Genomic DNA, 19,116 nt, shown 5'->3' on the forward strand with positions numbered 1-19,116 from the left:
AGCCGAAGGAGCCGCATCGTGACCACCACCGCACCCGCCGGAGCCACGGCGCCACCGCACGCCTCCGAAGCCCCGCCCGAGCCCCGGCGCCGCCGCTCCCTCACCGGCGGCGGAGCCCTGTTCGTCCTCCCGTTCCTGGTGTTCTTCGGGCTCTTCCTGGTCTGGCCCGTCGTCCAGGGCCTCTGGATGAGCCTCACCGACGCCTCCCTCACCCTGCACGACCCCGAGTTCGTCGGACTCGCCAACTACGCCGAGGCGTTCGGTGACCCGGACGTCTGGAGCAGCCTCGGCAACACCGTCGTCTTCACCCTCATATCCTGCGTGCCGCTCGTCGTGATGGCCCTGGTCATGGCGCTGCTCGTGCACAGCGGACTGGTCGGCCAGTGGGTGTGGCGCCTCGCCTACTTCGCCCCGTACCTGCTGCCCGTCACGGTGGTCACGCTCATCTGGACATGGCTCTACCAGCCCGACATCGGCTTCGGGAACCAGCTGCTGACGTCCCTCGGCCTGGATCCCGTCGGGTGGCTCTCCGACGAGTCGGTGGCGATGTGGTCCGTGGCGGCCCTCACCGTCTGGTGGACGGTGGGCTTCAACTTCCTGCTCTACCTCTCGGCCCTGCAATCGCTGCCCGTCACCTTCGACGAGGCCGCCGCGCTCGACGGCGCCGGCGCCTGGCGGCGCCTGTGGTCCGTCACCCTGCCGCAGTTGCGGCACACCACCGTCCTGGTCGCCATGCTCCAGGTGCTCGCCTCGCTCAAGGTGTTCGACCAGATCTACATCCTCACCAAGGGCGGCCCCAACGGCTCGACCCGCCCGATCCTGGAGTACGTCTACGACGTCGGCTTCACCGGATACCGGCTGGGCTACGCCTCCGCGGTCAGTTACGTCTTCTTCGCGCTCGTCATCGTCGTCTCCGTCGTGCAGCTCCGCTTCTTCCGTCAGGAGGGCTGACCGTGTCCGCCGTCTCCACCCCCGTCCGCCGGCCGCGCCGACCGCGCCGCGAGGAGTCCGGGTCCCCCCTGCTGCTCGGCCACGGACGGCTGCCCCGCGTCCTCGCCGGGACCGCGCTGACCGTTCTCGCCGTCGTCTGGCTACTGCCCTTCCTCTGGGCGGTCGCCACCTCGCTGCAGAGCGAGCAGGACGTGATGAAGTCGGGCCTGTCGCCGTTCAAGGGGGCCTTCACACTGGCCGCCTACCGGCAGATCATCGACCGGGGAAACGTTCCGACCTGGGCCTTCAACAGCGTGCTGATCGCGGCCCTGGTCACCGTGCTCACCGTGGCCGTCTCCACTCTCGCCGCGTACGGGTTCTCCCGCGGCACCTTCCGCGGCAAGCGCGCCCTGCTCGCCGTCACCGTCGCCGCGATCATGGTCCCGCCCCAGCTGCTCATCGTCCCGCTCTTCGAGCAGATGACGACGTTCCACCTGGTCGACACCTACGCGGCGGTCATCCTGCCGCAGGTCGTGGCCCCCATGATGGTCTTCATCCTCAAGCGCTTCTTCGACGGCATCCCCCGCGAACTGGAGGACGCCGCCCGCATCGACGGCGCGTCCGAACTCCGGGTGTTCCGGTCGATCGTCCTTCCGCTGTCCCGCCCGATCGTCTCCGCCGTATCGATCTTCGTCTTCATCGGTGCGTGGAACAACTTCATGTGGCCCTTCGTCGTCACCAACGACCCCGACCTCATGACGCTCCCCGTCGGCCTCGCCACCGTCAAGGACGCCTACGGCATCCAGTACGCCGGGTCCATGGCGTCCGCCCTGCTGTCGGCGGCCCCGCTGATCGTGATGTTCCTCCTCTTCCAGCGGCGCATCGTCAACTCCGTGGCCACCACCGGCCTCGGCGGCGGCTGACCCCCCTGACCACTCGTACCCGCCGGACACCCTGGGCGGCGTCCGGCCCCCACCACCATCCGACTGGAGTCTCTGTGCACACCCCCTCCGTCCCCCGTCCGGAGTACCCGCGGCCGCAGTTCGTCCGCCGCGACTGGCTCAACCTCAACGGGACCTGGCAGTTCGAGACCGACCAGGGGGACAGCGGCCTCGAACGAGGACTCCTCGACCGTGACCTCACCGGCGAGATCCTCGTTCCCTTCGCCCCCGAGTCCGAGCTCTCGGGCGTCGGGGACACCGACTTCCTGGAAGCCGTCTGGTACCGGCGCCGGTTCACCCCGCCCGCCGCATGGGCGGGCCGCCGTGTGCTGCTGCACTTCGGCGCCGTCGACCACGACACCACCGTCTGGGTGGACGGCACCGAAGTGGTGCGGCACCGGGGCGGCTTCACCCCCTTCACCGCGGACCTCGGCGAACTCGCCCCGGCCGGACGGGAGGTGGAGATCACCGTCCGCGCCCGCGACCCGAAGTCCGGCCCCCAGGCCCGCGGTAAGCAGGCGATCCAGTACGCCAACCACGACTGCAACTACACGCGGACCACCGGAATCTGGCAGACCGTCTGGGCCGAACCCGTACCCGAAGCGCACCTGCGCCGCCCCCGCATCACCCCCGACCTGGCCGGCGCCGCCTTCTCCGTCGAACTGCCCCTGTCGGCCAACCGCCCCGGCCACCGCGTACGCGCCGTCGTCAGCGACACGGCGGGCGAGGTCTGCCGTGCCGAGGTGCGCGCCGACCTGGATCTCGCGCCCCGGCTGCACCTCGCCCTCCCGGAGGGCAGGCGCCGCGAATGGAGCCCGGAGGACCCGTTCCTCTACGACCTGCGGCTCGAACTCCTCGACGAAAAGGGCGAGGTGGCCGACAGCGTCGAGAGCTACGCGGGTCTGCGCGCCGTCGCCATCCGGGGCCGAACCGTGCTCCTCAACGGCCGCCCCCGCTTCCAGCGCCTCGTCCTCGACCAGGGCTGGTACCCGGACGGGCTGATGACCGCCCCCTCCGACGAGGCCCTCGTCCGCGACATCGAGCTCGCGATGGAGGCCGGCTTCAACGGGGCCCGGCTGCACCAGAAGGTCTTCGAGGAGCGCTTCCTCCACCACGCCGACCGGCTCGGATACCTCGTCTGGGGAGAGTTCGGCGACTGGGGCTGCGAGGTCGGCGGGTCCTCCGGCGACAACCAGCGCCCCGACGCCTCCTTCGTCGCCCAGTGGCTCGAAGCCGTCGAACGCGACTACTCCCACCCCTCGATCGTCGGCTGGTGCCCGCTGAACGAGACCTACCAGAAGCTCCACGACCGCATCACCCAGCTCGACGACGTGACCCGGGCGATGTTCCTCGCCACCAAGGCCATGGACACCTCCCGCCCCGTGATCGACGCCTCCGGCTACGCCCACCGGGTCCTGGAGACCGACATCTACGACTCCCACACCTACGAACAGGACCCCGCCGCCTTCCGGCAGCTCGTCTCCGGACTCGCCAAGGGCGAGCCCTTCGTCAACGCGTACGAGAACGGCGCAGCCTACTCCCAGCCGTACCGGGGCCAGCCCTACTTCGTCAGCGAGTTCGGCGGCATCTGGTGGGACCCCGAGGCCGCCGCCGAGCAATCCGGCAGCGACCGCACGCTCTCCTGGGGCTACGGCGACCGGGTGCGTACCGAGGACGAGTTCCACGAACGCTTCGCCGGCCTCACCGGAGTGCTGCTGGACGACCCGGACATGTTCGGCTACTGCTACACCCAGTTGACCGACGTGTTCCAGGAGCAGAACGGCGTCTACCGCTTCGACCGCGGAACCAAGCTCGACATCGCCCGCATCCGGGAGGCCCAGCTGCGGCCCGCCGCCGTCGAAGGACCCGACGCGGGCTGACGGGCGCGGATCGGCGGGTGCCCGGCCCGGGAAGGCCGGGCACCCGCTGGGAACCGCCGGTCTCAGGCCCGCTGGAGCTGCCAGAGCTGCGGCTGCCGGCCGTTGCACGTCCACTGCTGGACGTTCGCCCCCGCGGTACGCGAGCCCTGGGCGACGTCCAGACACTGCCCGGCGGACCTCACCACGAGGCGGTAGTAGCCGCGCCCGGCGTTCTCCAGCCGCCAGTCCTGTGCCGCCAGCGCGTTGCAGTACCACTGGCGGACGTTCGCGCCGGCGGTGGCGGAGCCGTTCTCCACGTCCAGGCAGTAGCCGCTGTTGCGGGCGGTGAGCGTGAAGGAGCCGCCGCCGTGCGCCCGCAGGGTCCACTCCTGCGGACCCAGGCCGTTGCAGGTCCACTGCTGGACGTTTCCGCCCGCGGCACGGGAGTCGCCGGCCACGTCCAGGCAGTGCCCGCTGTTGGCGTTGACCAGCCGGTACACCGCCCCGTCCACGACTCCGGCCGCGTCGCCGCTGCCGGTGAGCGAACCGGTCGCCACGTACGGGCGGCAGACGGAGCCGTCCCAGTCCGTCGCGATCTGCAGCACCGTGCTTCCGTCGGCGGAAGGCAGCAGCGGAGAGCTGTAGTTCGGGCAGTAGGTCGCGGTCGGCGCCGCGACCCGTACCGGGGCCTCGATCTCGTACCACGGACCCGTGCCGTTCTCCGTGTTGGCGAGGATGGTGCGCCCGCTCTCCGCCGCGGGCGTGCCGTCACGGTTGAGGAGCTGCTGGCCGATGAGCAGGATCCGGCCGTTCGCCCCGCCGCCGGGCGCGGGGGCCCAGGCGAGGGTGGGCGCGGCGCGGAAGTACTTGCCGTCCACCGTCTCCGGGCGGTACCCCAGGGAGGTGGGCGAGCCCCAGTCCCAGCCGTCCGCAGAGGTGCGGTAGTGCACCACGCACTGGTACTGCCCACCCGGATTGCAGATCTCGTAGCTCATCAGGTACGTGCCGTTCGGCAGCCTGCGCACCACGGGCATGCCCGGCCGGTCCGGTTGCCAGGAGCCGGCCACCGTGTCGTGCCGGTCCTGCCAGTGGATCCCGTCGTAGCTGCGCACGGCGACCAGCTTCTGGGAGTGGGCCGGATCCGTCTCGTCGGAGTAGTGGCAGACGAGCGCGCCGTCGGCGGCCACGGAGAACTCCGGTTCCCACAGCCCACTGGTCCCGGTCGCGGTGGCACAGGAGGAGAGGTACGACCAGGTGCGGCCCACGTCACCGCTGCGCCAGACGCGCAGGTCCATCCGCCGGTCGGCCTCGTCCTGTCCGGCCGAGGAGGCCCACAGCAGCGTGCCCGCGGGCAGGGATCCGACCTGCTGCGGAAGTTCGAACAGGGTGGAGCAGCAGAGGCCCTGCCCGTTCGCGGACTCCGGGTCGGCGATCCTGCCCACCTGCCGGAAGGTGGCTCCGGCGTCGGTGCTCTCGTGGATGGCGCCGATGCCGTTGTTGCCGTCGAAGGACACGACGCTCGCGAGCACCCGGCCGTTGGCGGCGCCGCTGTGCTCCAGCCGGATTGCACGGGGGTAGAGGCCGGTACCGCTGCCCAGGGGTGTGCCGGTGGCCGCGAGGGAGGCGGCCCGGGGCACGGATCCGGGGAGTGCGGAGGCGACGGACCGTACGGGAACGGGCAGGGCCGACGCACCCGCCGCCGTGAGTGCCACGGTCAGCACGGCGACCACGACCGTCACGACGGCTCGTACCGGCCGTCCGGCACGGTGACCGCCGGTCGGGGGGACCGGGCGGGAGGACCGGGCGGAGAGGGAGGAGGGGGCGGAACGGGGCGGTCGACGTAAGGAGAAGAGCACGGGAGTCCTTCCTGAAGGCGCGGTGGCGCGACAGGGCGGCCTGCGGGTGCGGGCCGCGGCTGTCGTCTCTTCGGGTTCGTGCACGGGGAGTGTCGGTGCGGGCAGCGGTGCCCGAGCGGGGGTGCGCACCTGCTGACAGCGCCACGGTAAAACGACGTATACATCGATGTAAATAGTGCGTGCGGAACGGCGGTCGCTTCCCTTTCGTACGAGGCGGACCCCAGGCCGTGACCGCGTGAGTCTCGCCGGACGAACAGGGGTGCGCAGAACCGAGTTTCCGGTGGGGCACCAGGGGCAGGCGTTCGGCATGGACAGAATCGAAGAAGTCGTGGAGACACAGGGCGACCTGCACCGTGTGGTGCTGGCGGCGGACACGAACGGTGACGGCAGGCCCGATGTGTGGATGACGGACACCACAGGGGACGGGGCCGCGGATCTGTACCAGTTCGACACCACGGGGGACGGCGAGGTCGACGTCACCATGGTGGAGCGCGCTGAGACGGTCGGCCAGGACCGTGTCGTGGTGGAGGGCGACGGCGGTCACCCGGTGGAGGGCTGAGTACCCCTTCGCTGCCGCGCTCAGGGTCGAACCGGGTTCGGCCCGCACGCGCGTTCTCTGCGGCTTCCCGGGTCGGACGAACGGTGGCCGCGCGCTCGCCGCCGGGTTTGGCGCCGCGTCCGGGTCTGGCGCCGCGTCCGGGTCGCCGGACGCGGCGAAGCTCAGTACAGAGTCCGCCAAGCACTGCGCGGCCAGGCCAGTACCGCGAAGATCTGCGTGGCGGCGGCCTGTTCGATGACCTGGGTGGTCCCGCTGTCGTCGAAGCGCATCAAGCCGGTGGCGCTGTCACGCTGTTCGGACCAGAGGTGGTCCGCGTAGTCGGCCATCGCCCGCCGGTAGACGGATCCGCCCAACACCGACTCCAGCAGCAGCAGGTTCTTGAAGAAGATCGAGTTGAAGAAGACGGGCTGGGTCGGCAGTCTGCCCTCGGTCACGAAATGCTTGTAAGCGGCCTCGGCCGTACGCGTGGCCCGGTCCAGGTATGCGCGGTCGCGAGTCGCCCCGTACAGCAGGACACCGACGCCGACGGGGACGCCCTGGTTGTAGGACCAGACGGTCCGGTCGACCGAGCCGGTGAGGTCCAGGTTGTCCCAGTAGAGGCCTTCCGGGGTCCGCAGGTGGGTGTTCGTCCAGTCGTAGAAGCGCCTGGACGACGCGAGATAGCGGGACTTGCCGGTGATCTGGTGCAGGCGCAGGCCGAGTTGGGCGCCGGGCATGTTGGAGACCGTGTTGCGGCAATGGTTCCAGTCGGCCTGGGTCCAGAACACCCCTCCGGGGGCGGGGTGTTCGGCGTCGGAGTCCCAGCCCGACTCGACGAGCGCGAAGATCTCCTCCGCTCGGCGGAGCGCGGCGCGGTCCCCGGTCTGCAGATGCAGCTGGGACTTGGCCAGTCCCACCCACTCGTTGTCGTCGTAGAACATGTCCCCGCCGTCGCCGTGCGGCGCGACCGGGTAGGAGTCGTAGCCGGCGAGGCCGGTGGTGCCGCCCGCCGCGTTCCAGTACAGCTCCTGCGCCCTGGCGCGGGTGGCCAGAGCCGGTGCGTGGCGGGGGTCCACGAAAGCCAGGTCGAGGGCGGCGACATGGACCTGGGACAGGGGCCATTCGTAGGAGTACGGGCGGTCGTCGACGGCGACCGGGTACTGCTCGCGCACGAGCCCGGTGCCGTCCGCCGTGTCGAAGTACTTCTCCAGAGCGCCGTAGGTGACGCGCGCACGGGAGAGGGAGGCGGAGCGGGAGGGGGATCGGCCATCGGCCGGGTCCGGTGTCGCGGACGCGGCGGCAGCGGTCGCCGGTACGGCGGCCAGGGCGGCCAGAGAGGCGCCGAGGACCTGACGGCGTGAGGGGGACCAGCGCATACGGAACTCTCCTGTTCGGGGTGCGACGCAGGGTGCGGGGTGTCCGACAGTGTTCGACAACGTTGTCACCGGGGTGCGGGAACGTCAACGGCCAGGACGGAAACGGGCGGACGGAGATCGCTTCCGTCCCGCGCGCCCCGTCGTCCCCGCCCGCCCGCCCCCTCGTCCCCCGGACTCCCGCGCCGGGATCGCACCTCGGGGCCGCGCTCCGGTCACCCCCGCTGACCTGCCCCGAGCCACCGTCCGGCTATCCTGGCCGCCGAAACCGGACACGGGGTGCCCCGCGCGGGGCTGAGAACACACCCGTCGAACCTGAACCAGCTAGTACTGGCGGAGGGATGTCTCATGGCGTTGCCGTGCGCGCAGAACGACCACGCGGTCGCGGAGCGGGAAGCTCCGGACTCGCGAACCACCTTCGGGGGGCGCATGCCGACCGCCCCCGGCGATCTGCGGATCGAGACGCACGGGATAGCCCCCGTTCCCGAGGACCGGCGTTACGGCGGCCCCGGCCGGCTGTTCACCGTCTGGTTCGCCCCCAACCTGACGATGACCGGCGTCTTCACCGGCACCGTGGGCATCGCCCTGGGCCTGGACTTCGCCACGGCGCTCGTCGCCGTGGTCCTCGGCACGCTCGTGGGGGCGGCGCCCACCGCATACCTCGGCACCTGGGGAAGCCGGACCGGAGTTGGTCAACTCCCTCTCGCACGCCTGGCGTTCGGTCGTGCGGTCGTACTGCCCGGGGCCTTGCAGTGGCTCTCCTCGATCGCCTGGGACGCTCTGATCGGCCTGTTCGGCGGAGACGCGCTGGCCCAGTTGTGCGGCTGGCCGTTCTGGCTGGGCGTGCTGGTCGTGCTGGCGGCCCAGGGCGCGCTCGGCGTGCTGGGGTACGAGGCGATCCACCGGCTCCAGACCGTGATGACGTTCCTCCTCGCCGCCGCCCTCGCCGTGCTGGCCGTCAAGCTCCTGCACGGTGTCGACCCCGTCGCCTCGGGCACCGTGCACGGCGGTGACCGGGCGGGCGCGTTCGTCCTGACGTTCACGATCGCGCTGAGCCTGGCGCTGTCGTGGGCCCCGTACGCGAGCGACTTCAGCCGCTACCTGCCCGCCACCACCTCGCGTCCGCGCATGTTCTGGTGCACCCTGCTGGGCATCAGCGTCTCCTTCGTGGCGGTCCAGGCGCTCGGCCTGTGGGGCGCGTCCGTCTTCACCGATCAGACCGCCCGCGGGATCGACACGCTGCTGGGCGGGGGAGTGCTCGGGGCGTTCGGCCTGCTCGCCGTCGCGCTCGCCGCGCTGTGCAGCAACGCCATGAACGACTACAGCGGTTCCCTGGCGCTGCAGACCATGGGGGTGCGCCTGCCCCGCCCCGTCGCCGCCGCGCTCGCCGCCGTGCTCGGCTTCCCACTCGTACTGTGGATGCACGCGGCCGACACCACCGCGCGCTTCCAGAACGTGCTGCTCCTGGTCGGCTACTGGATACCCGGCTTCGTCGCGATCGTGGCCGTCGACTGGGCGGCGAGGAAGAAGGACCGCGGCGGCGCCCCGTTCGACCTCGCAGCCGAGAGCGCCGGCGACCGGCCGTGGTGGCCGGCGCTCGCCGCCTTCGTGGTCGCCTTCGCCGCGGCGGTGCCGTTCATGAGCACCGGCCTGTACGTGGGCCCGGTGGCGAAGGCCCTGCACGGAGCGGACCTCGCCTACGGTGTGGCGTTCCTCGCGGCCCTGGCGCTCTACGCACCGCTGCGGCTGCGGCACCGCTCCTGACGGACCTCTGCCGGGACGGCATTCTCGGCATCGACGCGTGTTCCGCATTCGACGCGCGCCACTCACCGGCAGCGCGGCGGGAAGCATGCCGGCTCATCGCCCCCACCCTGCTGCCCGGCCGCCACGGCACCTTGCCGAAGCACCGCTGCCCCTCCGCCGGCCACGGGACGGGCGCGTGAGGGGAGGGGCGCGTCAGGGGGGGCCGTGTCGTACCCCCGACTGGCCGGTCCCCCGCACGGCTCGGCCTGCCTGGTGTGCGCGGGAGGCGGCAGTGTGGAGGGTGCTGCTCGCCGCTCTCGGTGGGCAGCACCCCCGCCTGGCCGGGCGCGGCGCCGCCTGGCGAGCCCCGGGCGACCGGGGGACGGTGGTCGGAGTACGACCTGCCGCCCGCCCTCACCCTGCGGCCGTGGATCGAAAGGAGCTGTCGATGACGCAGTGGAACAGCGCCGAGCTGGAGCAGATCGGCGCCGCCGAAGAGCTGGATCTCGAGTCCGAGCGGGGCGACGGAACGCTGCGCGCCCCGGTGACGATGTGGGTCGTCCGGGCCGGCGACCACCTGTACGTCCGCTCGGTCAAGGGCACCACGGGGCCCTGGTACCGCGGCGCGCAGACCCGGCACCAGGGCCGCATCGAGGCCGGCGGGGTACGCCGGGAGGTGGCCTTCCACGAAGCCGGCTCCGGCGAGTACGCCGGTGTGGACACCGCGTACCGGGAGAAGTACGCGCACTACCCGAGCATCGTCGGACACGTCCTGACCGATCTCTCCCGCGCCGCCACCCTCCGCCTGGAACCGCGCTGAGCTGCTGAGCCCCCCTGCACTCCAACGCCCCCACGATTCGAGGAGCCGCGCCGATGCGTGCCACCTTCATGTACGGGCCCGGCGACGTCCGGGTCGAGAACGCCCCCGACCCGCGGATCGTCGAGCCCACCGACGCGATCGTCCGGATCACCCTGGCCGGACCGTCACCGTCACCGTGATCGGCGACGGCGCGGTGGGCCTGTCCGCCGTGCTGGCCTCGGCCCGCATGGGCGCCGAGCGCATCATCCTCATGGGCCGCCACACCTCCCGCACCGACCTCGGCAAGGAATGGGGCGCCACCGAGGTCGTCGCCGAACGCGGCGAGGAGGGCGTCGCCCAGGTGATGGACCTGACCGGCGGCGCAGGTTCCCACGCCGTCCTGGAGGCGGTCGGGCTGATGCCCGCCTACGAGCAGGCGTACGGCATCGTCCGCCCCGGCGGGGTCATCTCCCGCGTCGGAGTGCCGCAGTACGAGGAGGCCCCGGTCGGCTTCGGCTCGCTGTTCGGGAAGAACGCACAGCTCGCCGGTGGGCCTGCCCCGGTCCGCGCCTACCTGGAACCCGCGATCGAGGACGTGCTCGCCGGCCGCATCGACCCCGGCAGGGTCTTCGACCACGAGGTCGGTCTCGACCAGGTCGCCGACGCCTACCGGGCGATGGACGACCGCAGCCGCCTCAAGGTGATGGTGCGCCCGTGACCGCCCGCAAGCCCAACCCCGCAGCCACCGCCGCGCACGAGCGGCTCTTCCCCGGCCAGGTCTCCACGCTCGCCGTCACCGACCCGGAACTGACCGAGTACTTCGACAACTTCGCCTTCGACGAGGTCCTGCGCCACACCGGCGACCTGGACGAGCGCACCCGGCTGATGACCCAGCTGGCGGCGATGATCGCGGTCGGCGCTGTCTCCGAGTACCGGGTGATGCTCGGCGCCGCCCTCACCGTCGGCGTCACGCCGGTGGAGGCGAAGGAGATCGTTCCGGCGCACACGCCGGGCCGGTGCGGGCCTCCCGGCAAGTCACCGAACTCGCCCTCGGCGTACCGCACCTGACGTGTTTCCCGCGATTCCTCGCCACCAAGAACCTGGACATGTACTGTCCTGGTCATGCGGATGAGCGCGGGAGTCGAGTGGGGGCTGCACTGCTGCCTGACGTTGGCATGGCTCGGGGACACCGAGGCGGTGTCGACGGCGAAGCTCGCGGTCTGGTTCGACCTGCCACCGGCCTACCTGAACAAGCAGTTGCAGGCGCTGAACCGGGCGGGCATCCTCACCTCGACTCCGGGGCCCCGGGGCGGGTTCCGGCTGGCCCGGCGGCCCGAGCGGATCACGCTCATGGATGTCGTCGCCGCCGTCGACGGCGCGGACGACCTCTTCCAGTGCACCGAGATCCGGCAGCGCGGAGCGGGAGCGGAGGCCCCGGTCCAGGAGTTCCGGCAGCCGTGCGGCATCGCCGGCGCGATGCTCCGGGCCGAACTGGCGTGGCGCCGGGAGCTCGCCGCGCAGACCCTGGCGGACGTGATGGCCGCCGCACCCGCCTCCGCCGCCGAACGCGCCCGGCGCCACCACGCGCGCGTCAGCGGCTGACCCCCCGCGTCGGCCGCTGATGCGCGTATCGGTCGGCTGACGCACGACACGTCGGGCCGCTGACATGCGTATCGGTGGGCTGACGTGCGCGTCGGTGGATGACCGTCTGCGGCACCCGTGGAACCAACACACACCTGAGGAGAATCTGGATGTCCAGTGTCTCGATTTTATCCGGTAGCCGACCGGCCGGCCGCGGGACGCCGACGGGTCGGAGTGGACTGTCGTCCACCCTGGTACTGGCCCTGGGCACCCTCGCCGTCGGCACGGACGCCTTCGTCGTCGCCGGATTCCTGCCGTCGATGGCCGACGAGCTGCACGTGTCGTCGACCGCGGCCGGACAGTCCGTCACGGTGTTCGCGGCGGCCTACGCCGTCCTCTCGCCCGTCCTCGCCACGGCGACCGTCCGGCTGCCCCGCCGGGCCCTGCTGGTCGCCGCGCTGATCACGCTCGGCCTGGCCAACGTGGGGTCGGCGCTCGCACCGAACCTGGCCGTACTGCTCGTCAGCCGGGTCGTCGCCGCCGCCGGCGCGGCGGCCTACACGCCGACCGCCGGGGCGGTGGGCGCCGCGCTCGTACGACCCGAACTCCGGACCCGGGCCATGGCCGTGGTCATCGGCGGCCTGACCGCCGCGACCGCGCTGGGCGTACCGCTGGGCAACCTGGCCGAACACTGGCTGGGCTGGCGGACCGCCCTCTCCGTCGTGGCCGGGCTGTGCCTGCTCTTCGCCCTCGGCGTGCGCCTGATCATGCCGGCCCTGCCGGGCAACGTACGCGTACCGCTGCGCACCCGGCTCACCGTGCTGCGCCGGCCCGCCGTCCTCGCCGTACTGCCGCTCACCGTGCTCGGCATGGGTGCCGCCTACACCGCCTACGCCTACAGCGTTCCGGTCCTGCGGGCGGTGCGGGTGCCGGACAGCGCGGACCTGTGGATGCTCCTCCTGTACGGGCTGGGCGCCGTCCTCGGCAACCTGGCGTCCGGGTACGCCACCGACCGCTGGGGCTCCGTCCGGGTCCTGACCACCGGCTACACCGGCATGGTGCTCGCCCTCGGTCTGCTCACCTGGGTCGCCGCCACGCACCTCTCGCCGGCGCTCCTGGTCGGCGTGCTCGTCCTGCTCTGGGGAGCGAGCAGCTGGTGCCAGACGCCCGCCCAGCAGCACCGGCTCATCGAAATCGCCCCGCAGGAGGCCCCGTTGGTGGTCTCCCTCAACTCGTCCGGGATCTACCTCGGCATCGGCCTCGGCACCGTGCTCGGTGGAATCGCCCTTCCGCACGGGACGACCCTCGTGTGCGGCCTGGGGGCGGTGCTCGCGATCGCCGCCCTGGTGTTCCTGCGGATCACCGCGCGCGGCGGTACGCAGAAGCTGACGCGCGTTCCCGCCGCGGGTTGCCGCCACCGCGCGGTGACGGCAGGACCCGCGTGCCGCTGAGTACGCGGCCCCGCGTCAGCGCCGGGAGCCGCGCTCCGCCTGGTTCATCAGGTCGAAGAAGGTGTCGCCGCGCACCACTTCGAACGGCGAGCCGAGCAGCTCGACCAGCTCGGCGGCATCGCCCGGCGTCCAGCTCCAGGCGTTGATCGCGCCCGCGACGAACAGGGGAGCGGTGCCGTCCCAGCCCTCGATGTGTTTCAGCAGCCCGTCCCGGTACTCCGCGGCCTTCCCCTGCGGAAAGAAGTTGCCGATCACCGGCAGGCCGGCCGGCCTGGTCCGCAGGTCCCCGGTCTCCCAGGACTGGACGACGCCGCGCAGCGGGGTGTTCCGCCGGTAGGAGTCGGCGATCCGCTCGTCGAACGGCATCCACCCGTCGCCCGTCGTGCTGCGCTGGTTGTACGCGTACACCAGGTCCATGCCGGTCCGGCGCAGGAAGCGTCCGGTGAGTTCGGTGTAGGCGTCCAGGGCGCCGGCGGGCCAGGAGCCCGGGTAGGTGTAACCGGCGCCGGAGGGACCGGAGATGAGCAGGTCGTTGGCGGTGGCGCTGTTCTGGTAGTACGCGAGCAGTGCGGGGCCGATGTCCGCGAGCAGCGGGCTGACCGTCCAGTTGAGCGGCACGCTGCCCCGCGCGGGGTCTTCCCAGATCGTGCGCATGTGGCGCTGGCAGTACTGGATGTTGTCGCCCTCGCCGAAGGTGAGGGTGAGGTAGACGCGGTTGCCGAGCTCGGCCTTCGGCCTCGTACGGACCCTGTCCGAGATCTTCGCGGACACCCCGGCGTGCACGGTGCCGTTCATGAAGAAGTCCGCGGGCACCACCTCGATGCCGTGCTGGGAGGCCCGGTCGACGCCGCCCCACTCGCCCGCCACGTCGTTGGAGAACCAGCCGGCGTACGGCGTGGTGGGCTCGACCCGGCTGAAGACCTCGTCGAGGAGTGCGCCCGTCTCGCCGGACGGAGGCAGCCAGACGACCATGGCCCGGCTCGCGACCGCGTAGTCCCGGAAGTACGGGAACGGCTCGACCCGGGTCGGCGAAGTGGCGGTCGCGGACACCAGGTACTGGTTCCACACGTCGGCCTCGACCAGGAGCTGCCGGGTGCCGGACGGCGGAGTGAAGTGGTAGATGAAGTAACCGCCCCCGTCGGAGAACCGGTTGGCGTCCCCGCCGATGGAGGAGCCGGAACCGTCGAAGAGGAACGGCGCCTCGGCAGCCGTACCGGGCGCGAAGGAGGCGATCACCTGGCCGTCCGCCTTCACCACGACCGAACCGACCGAAGCGCCCCATCCGTCGTCGCCGAACGAGTCCTGGAAGCGCAGGTAGACACCGTCGCCGCCGGAGAGTTCCGCACTCACGTCGAAGGCGCGGACCTGCCGGTTCGACGAATCACGGATACGCTCGCGCTCCCGCGCGATCTCGCGCCAGCTCACCTGGGGGGTCTGCACCGTCCGGGTCGGCGGCAGACCGGCCAGCAGCGTGTGGGTGCAGCGCGGGAAGAGATGCTCCAACTGCCAGCGGTACGTGGCGAGTACGTCGTCCGCGTCGAAACGCCCGCGCAGATCGGCCACGGTCTTCAGCCCGTACGCACGGGCCTGTTCGGCGGTGGCGGCGACGGCGTTCTCCAGCCCGGCCAGGGTGGTCGCGACGTTCACGGAGTCCGGTACGCCGGGATCGTGCAGGACCGCGCCGCGTATCTCACCCCGGTAACGGGCTACCAGGTCCAGCGCGCGGTCGTGGCGGGTGACCCGGGCACCGGTGCTCGGGAGCCAGTCGGAGTCGACTCCGCTGCCGTCGAAGTCGAAATAGAGGCGCGGACTACGGCGGTTGACCACTCCCTGAAGGGTCGTCAGCAGCAGTTGGTCGTTTCCGTCGAGAGAGCCGACACCGGCGACGTCGAGCCGGGTGGGACGGCCGAACGACGGCAACAGCCGCGCTGTGGCACGGCTTTCCGCCGCGCCGGCCCGAGGGGAGAAGAAGATCCCGGGACCGCCGCCCGCGAGAGCTGCTCCGCCCGCCTGCAGAAGAGTTCTTCGGGACACCATCGGCGATCACTGCTCCTTGGGGGAGGGGGCGGCTGCGGTGTGACATCGTTGTCAAGTTCGGTGACATCGTTGTCAAACCATCGGTGAACGTAGTGCCGGGCCCGGGAGTTGTCCATGGCTCGCGCAAGGAAGCACCCTCGGTGCACCCCCATTTGATCCACTTCACGGCAATGCTGACCCGGGGTACAAGGCGAGCGCGACCGACCGGCGGGGGTTTCGGCATACGTCCTAAGGTGTCCGGCGGCCGGCTTCGCCCGTCCGGCCGCGGTGGGCCAGCAGGCGCTGCGCGGCGGACAGCGCGGCCCCACCGCCACGCCCGGAACGGAGCGCGGCCCGGGCCGCGTTGGCCCCGGGGGCGCCGTGCACCCCGCCGCCCGGATGGGCGGAAGCGGAGGCCAGGTAGAGCCGTTTCACCGGCGTCTCGGGGCGGCCCGTGCCCGGTACCGGACGGAACACCAACTGCTGGTGCATCGAGGCCGTTCCACCGTTGATCGCGCCGTTGCGGAGGTTGCCGTCAGCCGCTTCGAGCGCGCCCGGCGACAGGATCCGCCTGGCGCGGACGCGGTCGCGGAACCCGGGGGCGTACCGCTCCACCTGCCGCTCCACCCGGTCCGCCATCCGCTCCTGCTCCCCGGCGTCCCACGTGCCCGTGAGCCCGTCCGTCCCGGCGTCCGCCTTCACCCGGTGCGGCACGTGCGTGTAGGCCCACGCCGACTCGGTGCCCAGCGGCGAACGCGTCGCGTCCGCGGTGGTCATCTGCCCGCAGAGGAGGAACGGGCGGTCGGGAACCAGACCCCGGGCGATCTGTGCCGCCCACCGGGTCAGCTCGTCCACGCCCTCCGCGAGGTGCACCGTGCCGGCCCCGGCGGCGGCCGGTGCGCTCCACGGGACCGGTCCGTCCAGCGCCCAGTCCACCTTGAACGTGGCGAAGTCCCACTCGAACCGGCGCATGTCGTCGAGGATCCGCGGCGGCAGGTGTTCCGCCCGGACCAGCGACGTGTACAGGCTGGGCGCCGACACGTCCGCGAGCACCGCCCGCCGGGCGGGAACGCCCTCCCCGGTGGCCGTACGGACGCCCACGGCGCGGCCCTGCCGCACAACCACCTCGGTGACCCGCTGCCCGCACCGCACGTCGCCGCCGCGCGACCGCAACCGCCGCACCAGCGCCCCGGTCAGGGCCCCGGCGCCCCCGACCGGTACGGGAAAGCCGTAGGACTGCCCCAGCATCGCCATCAGCCAGCCGAAACCGCCGCTGCCGGCCGCCTCGGGCGCCAGGTCCGCGTGCAACGCGTTGCCGGCCAGCAGCAGTTTGCCCCCCTCGCCGAGGAACTCCTCGTCCCCCAGCCTGCGTACCGGCAGGACGAGGCTGCGGGCGAGCCGCAGCCCGCCCGCAGCCCGGAGCCGTGCCGCCAGCACGCTTCCAGCGCGGACGGGCGGAAATGGGGAGAAGAGGGCCTTGACGATGTCGTCCCCGAGCCGGTCCCACACGCGGCAGAGTCCGAGCCAGCCCTCGCCGTCCCCCTGCGCGAAGCCGTCCAGGGCGCCCGCCGTCACCGTCCGGTCGCGGTCCAGCACCGCGCAGCGGCCGTCGAGCAGCGGATGGGCGAGCACGTGCGGTGCGTGGCTCCAACGCAGCCCCTCCCGGCCCAGGTCCAGGGCGGACAGCACGGGGGAGGCCGCGGCGAGAGGGTAGAACGAGCTGAACATGTCGCTGACGTAGTCGGGATGGACCTCCCGGTCGCTGCGGACGGCACCACCTGGTTCCGGCTGTTCCTCCAGGACCTCGACGCTCCAGCCCGCGTCGGCCAGTACGTTCGCCGCGACCAGGCCGTTGGGGCCACTTCCGATCACCACCGCGTCGACCATGGTGCCGCCCTTCGGTGCGATGCCGCCGTGCTGTGCCGTGCCGTGGAGTGCCGGGTTGTGCCGTGGAGTGGGGTGCCGGGCCGCCGTCGGAGCGGTCAGGACGGCGGGTGCGACTTCTTCTCGACCAGCCTGGCGAGCCGCGTAAGCATGCTGCGGTGGCGGATCTGGAGCGCCGCGTCCAGCAGTGCGTTGTGCAGGGTGGCTCCCAGGCCCTTCAACGGGTGCTCGTCGACGATGACGAGGGTCTTGTCACCCCAGGGACGGATGTCGAAGGCGATCCGCGCCGACCCCAGCGGACCGCCGCTCGCCTCCAGTTCCAGTGCGCCGGGCCTCTCCATACGGCGGACCACCGTGCGGCCGCTGACCTCCTTCGGGCCCACGCGCAGGACGTACGTGATCGAGGACCCCACTTCCGGCCACACGCCCGACTCCGGCCGGGACCGCTGGGTCCCGACCACCCACTCCCCGTAGAGGGCCGGGTCCTCCAGCACGTCCCACACCGCAGCCGGCGGCCGGTCGATGAGATGGTGACGGACAGCCATGATTCTCCTCGGGGTGTCGTGGGGGGAACCCGGAAGCCGCCGCCCCTCGGACCCCGCGCCGACGGGACCTCGACCGCTCACCGGACGGGACCGCCTCCCCACCCCGATTGAACCGCGCTCGCGGCGATCGCGCAGGTCGGCCACGCACTGCGTCACGGGCTCCGGGCACCGGTGACGCAGGACGCCGGGGTCGGACTGAGGTGGCTCCGACGGAGAGGGCGCGCCCCGGTCCGGCGGCGACCGACCGGGTGCGGCGCGCTCTCTCGGCCGACCGGGGGCGGGGCCGCCGTGGTCGTGCGCGGCAGCCCCGGCCTCCCGCGGCCGCTCCTCTCAGCGCCCCCCGCGGTCCTCGTCCTCGTCGTCGATCACGTGCACTGCGGCCTCCTCGGCCGAGGCCGCACCGCCGTCGATGCCGACGTCCTCGGCGATGACGTCCGTGTTCCGGCCGGTCGGGTCGTCGGCCGCACTGAGGCGCCCGGCCCTCGGCCCGCCCTCGATCCGTTCCTCCGGCTCGCCCTCGCCGTCCGGGAGGTCGCCGATGCCGTCGCCCTCGGGCGGGGCGACGTCGGCGACCTCCTGGGCGAGACGCTGGTCCAAGGACTCGCCACGGTGTTCCTCGTCCCCCGTGGTGCCGTACTTGTCCACCCCCAGCGGACGCTCCGGAGGCGAATAGCCCTCCTCCATCTGGTCGTCCAGGGTGCGTTCGCCGAGCGCGTCCTCCATATCGAGCTCGTCGTTGGGCGGGTCCTGGCCGTCGTCCTGCGGCTGGTAGACGTCGTCGCCGCGCGCTTCCTCCGGCATCACTTGCTCCTTCACGTTCGGGTGGAATGGGCAGCGGCGCACCGGACCGCCGTTCGCTCGTGGGAAGTGCCACGGGTGCACGGCGCGTCACGCTCGTGCCGACCCGGCCCGGCGGGGCGGTCGCGTCAGCGGCCCAGGGCCTTCCGCAGCTGCTCCTTGTTCATGGAGGAGCGCCCGTCGATGTTCTTCTTCCTGGCTTCCGCGTAGAGCTGGTCCTTCGTCGGTCCCTGCGCCCCCTCGTGCGAGCGCTCGCCGCCGCGCTGGTAGGCCGACTTCCTGTCCTGGGTGGACGTCTTGCTCGCCGTCCGGGACTCGCCGGACCTGGCCCGCTCCTTGTTCACGGTCCTGGCTGCGATCTCCTCGGCCCGTGACTCGGAGGTGCCCCGCTCTCGCTGGCTCTCCTTGATGTGTTCGTACTGACGTTCGCGCTTCGCGTTGGATCCAGCAGGCATGGCCCTTTCCTTTCCGAATCGTCCGTCCTGGGGCGGGTTCGCGTTCCGCGTGGCCGCCCGGCCGACGCCGCGGGCGTTCCGGCACCGGGTCTCTCGCCCGCCACCGTCTCCGCGGGGGACATCACCCGCGTTTCCTGGAACAGATACCACTAAACAACACTGGCCCCGAAAGGGCTCTCGCTCCAGTTCCACCGGTGGCGCGCGGGGGAGTGAGCAGAGCCAGGGGTGGCGTTTTGCGCGCTGCCGGACAAAATCGTGCGCTGCTCCACCACCGGTCACTTCGCCCCGTGATCCGTGAGAGGCATGGAGTAGTCGGGTCGGGGGATGCTGCTGAGGACGCCGGTGCG

17 protein-coding genes, 1 pseudogene and 1 riboswitch are annotated in these 19,116 nt (G+C 71.9%); of the genes and pseudogenes, 11 read left to right on the top strand and 7 right to left on the bottom strand.

All coding sequences use genetic code 11. The annotated features are described in order from the left end of the window. Positions 1 to 18 precede the first annotated feature (18 nt). From OG599_RS32865 to OG599_RS32875, 3 genes are all read left to right on the top strand, one after another. Positions 19 to 951, top strand: coding sequence for a carbohydrate ABC transporter permease (locus OG599_RS32865; protein ID WP_327179611.1), 933 nt, complete (start codon positions 19 to 21; stop codon positions 949 to 951). Between the two features lie 2 nt (positions 952 to 953). Beyond that, entirely contained in the window at positions 954 to 1,853 is a 900-nt protein-coding gene (locus tag OG599_RS32870; RefSeq protein ID WP_327179612.1) for a carbohydrate ABC transporter permease, read from the top strand. Between the two features lie 74 nt (positions 1,854 to 1,927). Continuing rightward, entirely contained in the window at positions 1,928 to 3,751 is a 1,824-nt protein-coding gene (locus OG599_RS32875) for a glycoside hydrolase family 2 protein (protein ID WP_327179613.1), read from the top strand. A gap of 62 nt (positions 3,752 to 3,813) precedes the next feature. On the opposite strand, the gene OG599_RS32880 is transcribed toward OG599_RS32875, so the two are convergent. Next, on the bottom strand, positions 3,814 to 5,469 hold the full coding sequence (locus OG599_RS32880) for an RICIN domain-containing protein (protein ID WP_327179614.1): 1,656 nt from the start codon (positions 5,467 to 5,469) through the stop codon (positions 3,814 to 3,816). A 424-nt stretch (positions 5,470 to 5,893) separates the two neighbouring features. Here OG599_RS32880 and OG599_RS32885 point away from each other — a divergent pair, with 424 nt between their 5' ends. Continuing rightward, entirely contained in the window at positions 5,894 to 6,145 is a 252-nt protein-coding gene (locus tag OG599_RS32885) for a hypothetical protein (RefSeq protein ID WP_327179615.1), read from the top strand. Positions 6,146 to 6,306: 161 nt separating this feature from the next. Here the strand turns inward: OG599_RS32885 and OG599_RS32890 are convergent, their stop codons facing one another. Further along, positions 6,307 to 7,500, bottom strand: coding sequence for a glycoside hydrolase family 76 protein (locus tag OG599_RS32890; protein ID WP_327179616.1), 1,194 nt, complete (start codon positions 7,498 to 7,500; stop codon positions 6,307 to 6,309). A gap of 262 nt (positions 7,501 to 7,762) precedes the next feature. Further along, positions 7,763 to 7,856: riboswitch (TPP riboswitch) on the top strand. Here OG599_RS32890 and OG599_RS32895 point away from each other — a divergent pair. From OG599_RS32895 to OG599_RS32925, 7 genes and pseudogenes are all read left to right on the top strand, one after another. Then, entirely contained in the window at positions 7,846 to 9,261 is a 1,416-nt protein-coding gene (locus OG599_RS32895) for a purine-cytosine permease family protein (RefSeq protein ID WP_442809629.1), read from the top strand. (Overlaps the previous riboswitch by 11 nt.) Before the next feature lie 406 nt (positions 9,262 to 9,667). Further along, positions 9,668 to 10,060, top strand: a complete 393-nt coding sequence (locus OG599_RS32900) for a DUF2255 family protein (RefSeq protein WP_327179617.1) — start codon at positions 9,668 to 9,670, stop codon at positions 10,058 to 10,060. A 53-nt stretch (positions 10,061 to 10,113) separates the two neighbouring features. Beyond that, on the top strand, positions 10,114 to 10,239 hold the full coding sequence (locus OG599_RS32905; protein WP_327179618.1) for a hypothetical protein: 126 nt from the start codon (positions 10,114 to 10,116) through the stop codon (positions 10,237 to 10,239). Then, positions 10,227 to 10,757, top strand: a pseudogene (locus OG599_RS32910) (zinc-binding dehydrogenase); the annotation flags it as partial. The gene OG599_RS32905 and the pseudogene OG599_RS32910, both read left to right, overlap by 13 nt. Further along, positions 10,754 to 11,107 carry a carboxymuconolactone decarboxylase family protein gene (locus OG599_RS32915; RefSeq protein WP_327179619.1) on the top strand — a complete coding sequence of 118 codons (354 nt, stop codon included), beginning with the start codon at positions 10,754 to 10,756 and terminating at the stop codon, positions 11,105 to 11,107. The pseudogene OG599_RS32910 and the gene OG599_RS32915, both read left to right, overlap by 4 nt. Positions 11,108 to 11,161: 54 nt before the next feature. Continuing rightward, positions 11,162 to 11,641: an RrF2 family transcriptional regulator gene (locus OG599_RS32920; protein WP_327179620.1), complete on the top strand. Its 480-nt coding sequence runs from the start codon at positions 11,162 to 11,164 to the stop codon at positions 11,639 to 11,641. Positions 11,642 to 11,790: 149 nt separating this feature from the next. Continuing rightward, complete coding sequence (locus OG599_RS32925; protein ID WP_327179621.1) at positions 11,791 to 13,071, top strand: MFS transporter; 1,281 nt, start codon at positions 11,791 to 11,793, stop codon at positions 13,069 to 13,071. A gap of 15 nt (positions 13,072 to 13,086) precedes the next feature. Here the strand turns inward: OG599_RS32925 and OG599_RS32930 are convergent, their stop codons facing one another. The 5 genes from OG599_RS32930 to OG599_RS32950 all read right to left on the bottom strand — a co-directional run bounded on the left by OG599_RS32930 (position 13,087) and on the right by OG599_RS32950 (position 18,769). Continuing rightward, the gene (locus tag OG599_RS32930) at positions 13,087 to 15,108 is read right to left on the bottom strand and encodes a GxGYxYP domain-containing protein (RefSeq protein WP_327179622.1); all 2,022 of its coding nucleotides are present in this window, start codon (positions 15,106 to 15,108) and stop codon (positions 13,087 to 13,089) included. Between the two features lie 228 nt (positions 15,109 to 15,336). Beyond that, positions 15,337 to 16,974 (bottom strand): phytoene desaturase family protein, encoded by a 1,638-nt coding sequence (locus tag OG599_RS32935; RefSeq protein WP_327179623.1) that lies wholly within the window; start codon positions 16,972 to 16,974, stop codon positions 15,337 to 15,339. Between the two features lie 95 nt (positions 16,975 to 17,069). Continuing rightward, positions 17,070 to 17,516 (bottom strand): SRPBCC family protein, encoded by a 447-nt coding sequence (locus tag OG599_RS32940; protein ID WP_327179624.1) that lies wholly within the window; start codon positions 17,514 to 17,516, stop codon positions 17,070 to 17,072. Positions 17,517 to 17,846: 330 nt separating this feature from the next. After that, positions 17,847 to 18,317 carry a DUF5709 domain-containing protein gene (locus OG599_RS32945; RefSeq protein ID WP_327179625.1) on the bottom strand — a complete coding sequence of 157 codons (471 nt, stop codon included), beginning with the start codon at positions 18,315 to 18,317 and terminating at the stop codon, positions 17,847 to 17,849. Positions 18,318 to 18,442: 125 nt separating this feature from the next. Next, positions 18,443 to 18,769 carry a plasmid stabilization protein gene (locus tag OG599_RS32950; RefSeq protein ID WP_327179626.1) on the bottom strand — a complete coding sequence of 109 codons (327 nt, stop codon included), beginning with the start codon at positions 18,767 to 18,769 and terminating at the stop codon, positions 18,443 to 18,445. Between the last annotated feature and the right edge of the window lie 347 nt (positions 18,770 to 19,116).

Source organism: Streptomyces sp. NBC_01335 (assembly GCF_035953295.1).
Taxonomy (GTDB): domain Bacteria; phylum Actinomycetota; class Actinomycetes; order Streptomycetales; family Streptomycetaceae; genus Streptomyces.

Coding starts and splice junctions, on each gene's coding strand:
- OG599_RS32885 (WP_327179615.1), top strand. CDS start 5,894: ATGGACAGAATCGAAGAAGTCGTGGAGACACAGGGCGACCTGCACCGT.
- OG599_RS32890 (WP_327179616.1), bottom strand. CDS start 7,500: ATGCGCTGGTCCCCCTCACGCCGTCAGGTCCTCGGCGCCTCTCTGGCC.
- OG599_RS32895 (WP_442809629.1), top strand. CDS start 7,846: ATGGCGTTGCCGTGCGCGCAGAACGACCACGCGGTCGCGGAGCGGGAA.
- OG599_RS32905 (WP_327179618.1), top strand. CDS start 10,114: ATGCGTGCCACCTTCATGTACGGGCCCGGCGACGTCCGGGTCGAGAAC.
- OG599_RS32920 (WP_327179620.1), top strand. CDS start 11,162: ATGCGGATGAGCGCGGGAGTCGAGTGGGGGCTGCACTGCTGCCTGACG.
- OG599_RS32925 (WP_327179621.1), top strand. CDS start 11,791: ATGTCCAGTGTCTCGATTTTATCCGGTAGCCGACCGGCCGGCCGCGGG.
- OG599_RS32930 (WP_327179622.1), bottom strand. CDS start 15,108: ATGGTGTCCCGAAGAACTCTTCTGCAGGCGGGCGGAGCAGCTCTCGCG.
- OG599_RS32935 (WP_327179623.1), bottom strand. CDS start 16,974: ATGGTCGACGCGGTGGTGATCGGAAGTGGCCCCAACGGCCTGGTCGCG.
- OG599_RS32940 (WP_327179624.1), bottom strand. CDS start 17,516: ATGGCTGTCCGTCACCATCTCATCGACCGGCCGCCGGCTGCGGTGTGG.
- OG599_RS32945 (WP_327179625.1), bottom strand. CDS start 18,317: ATGCCGGAGGAAGCGCGCGGCGACGACGTCTACCAGCCGCAGGACGAC.
- OG599_RS32950 (WP_327179626.1), bottom strand. CDS start 18,769: ATGCCTGCTGGATCCAACGCGAAGCGCGAACGTCAGTACGAACACATC.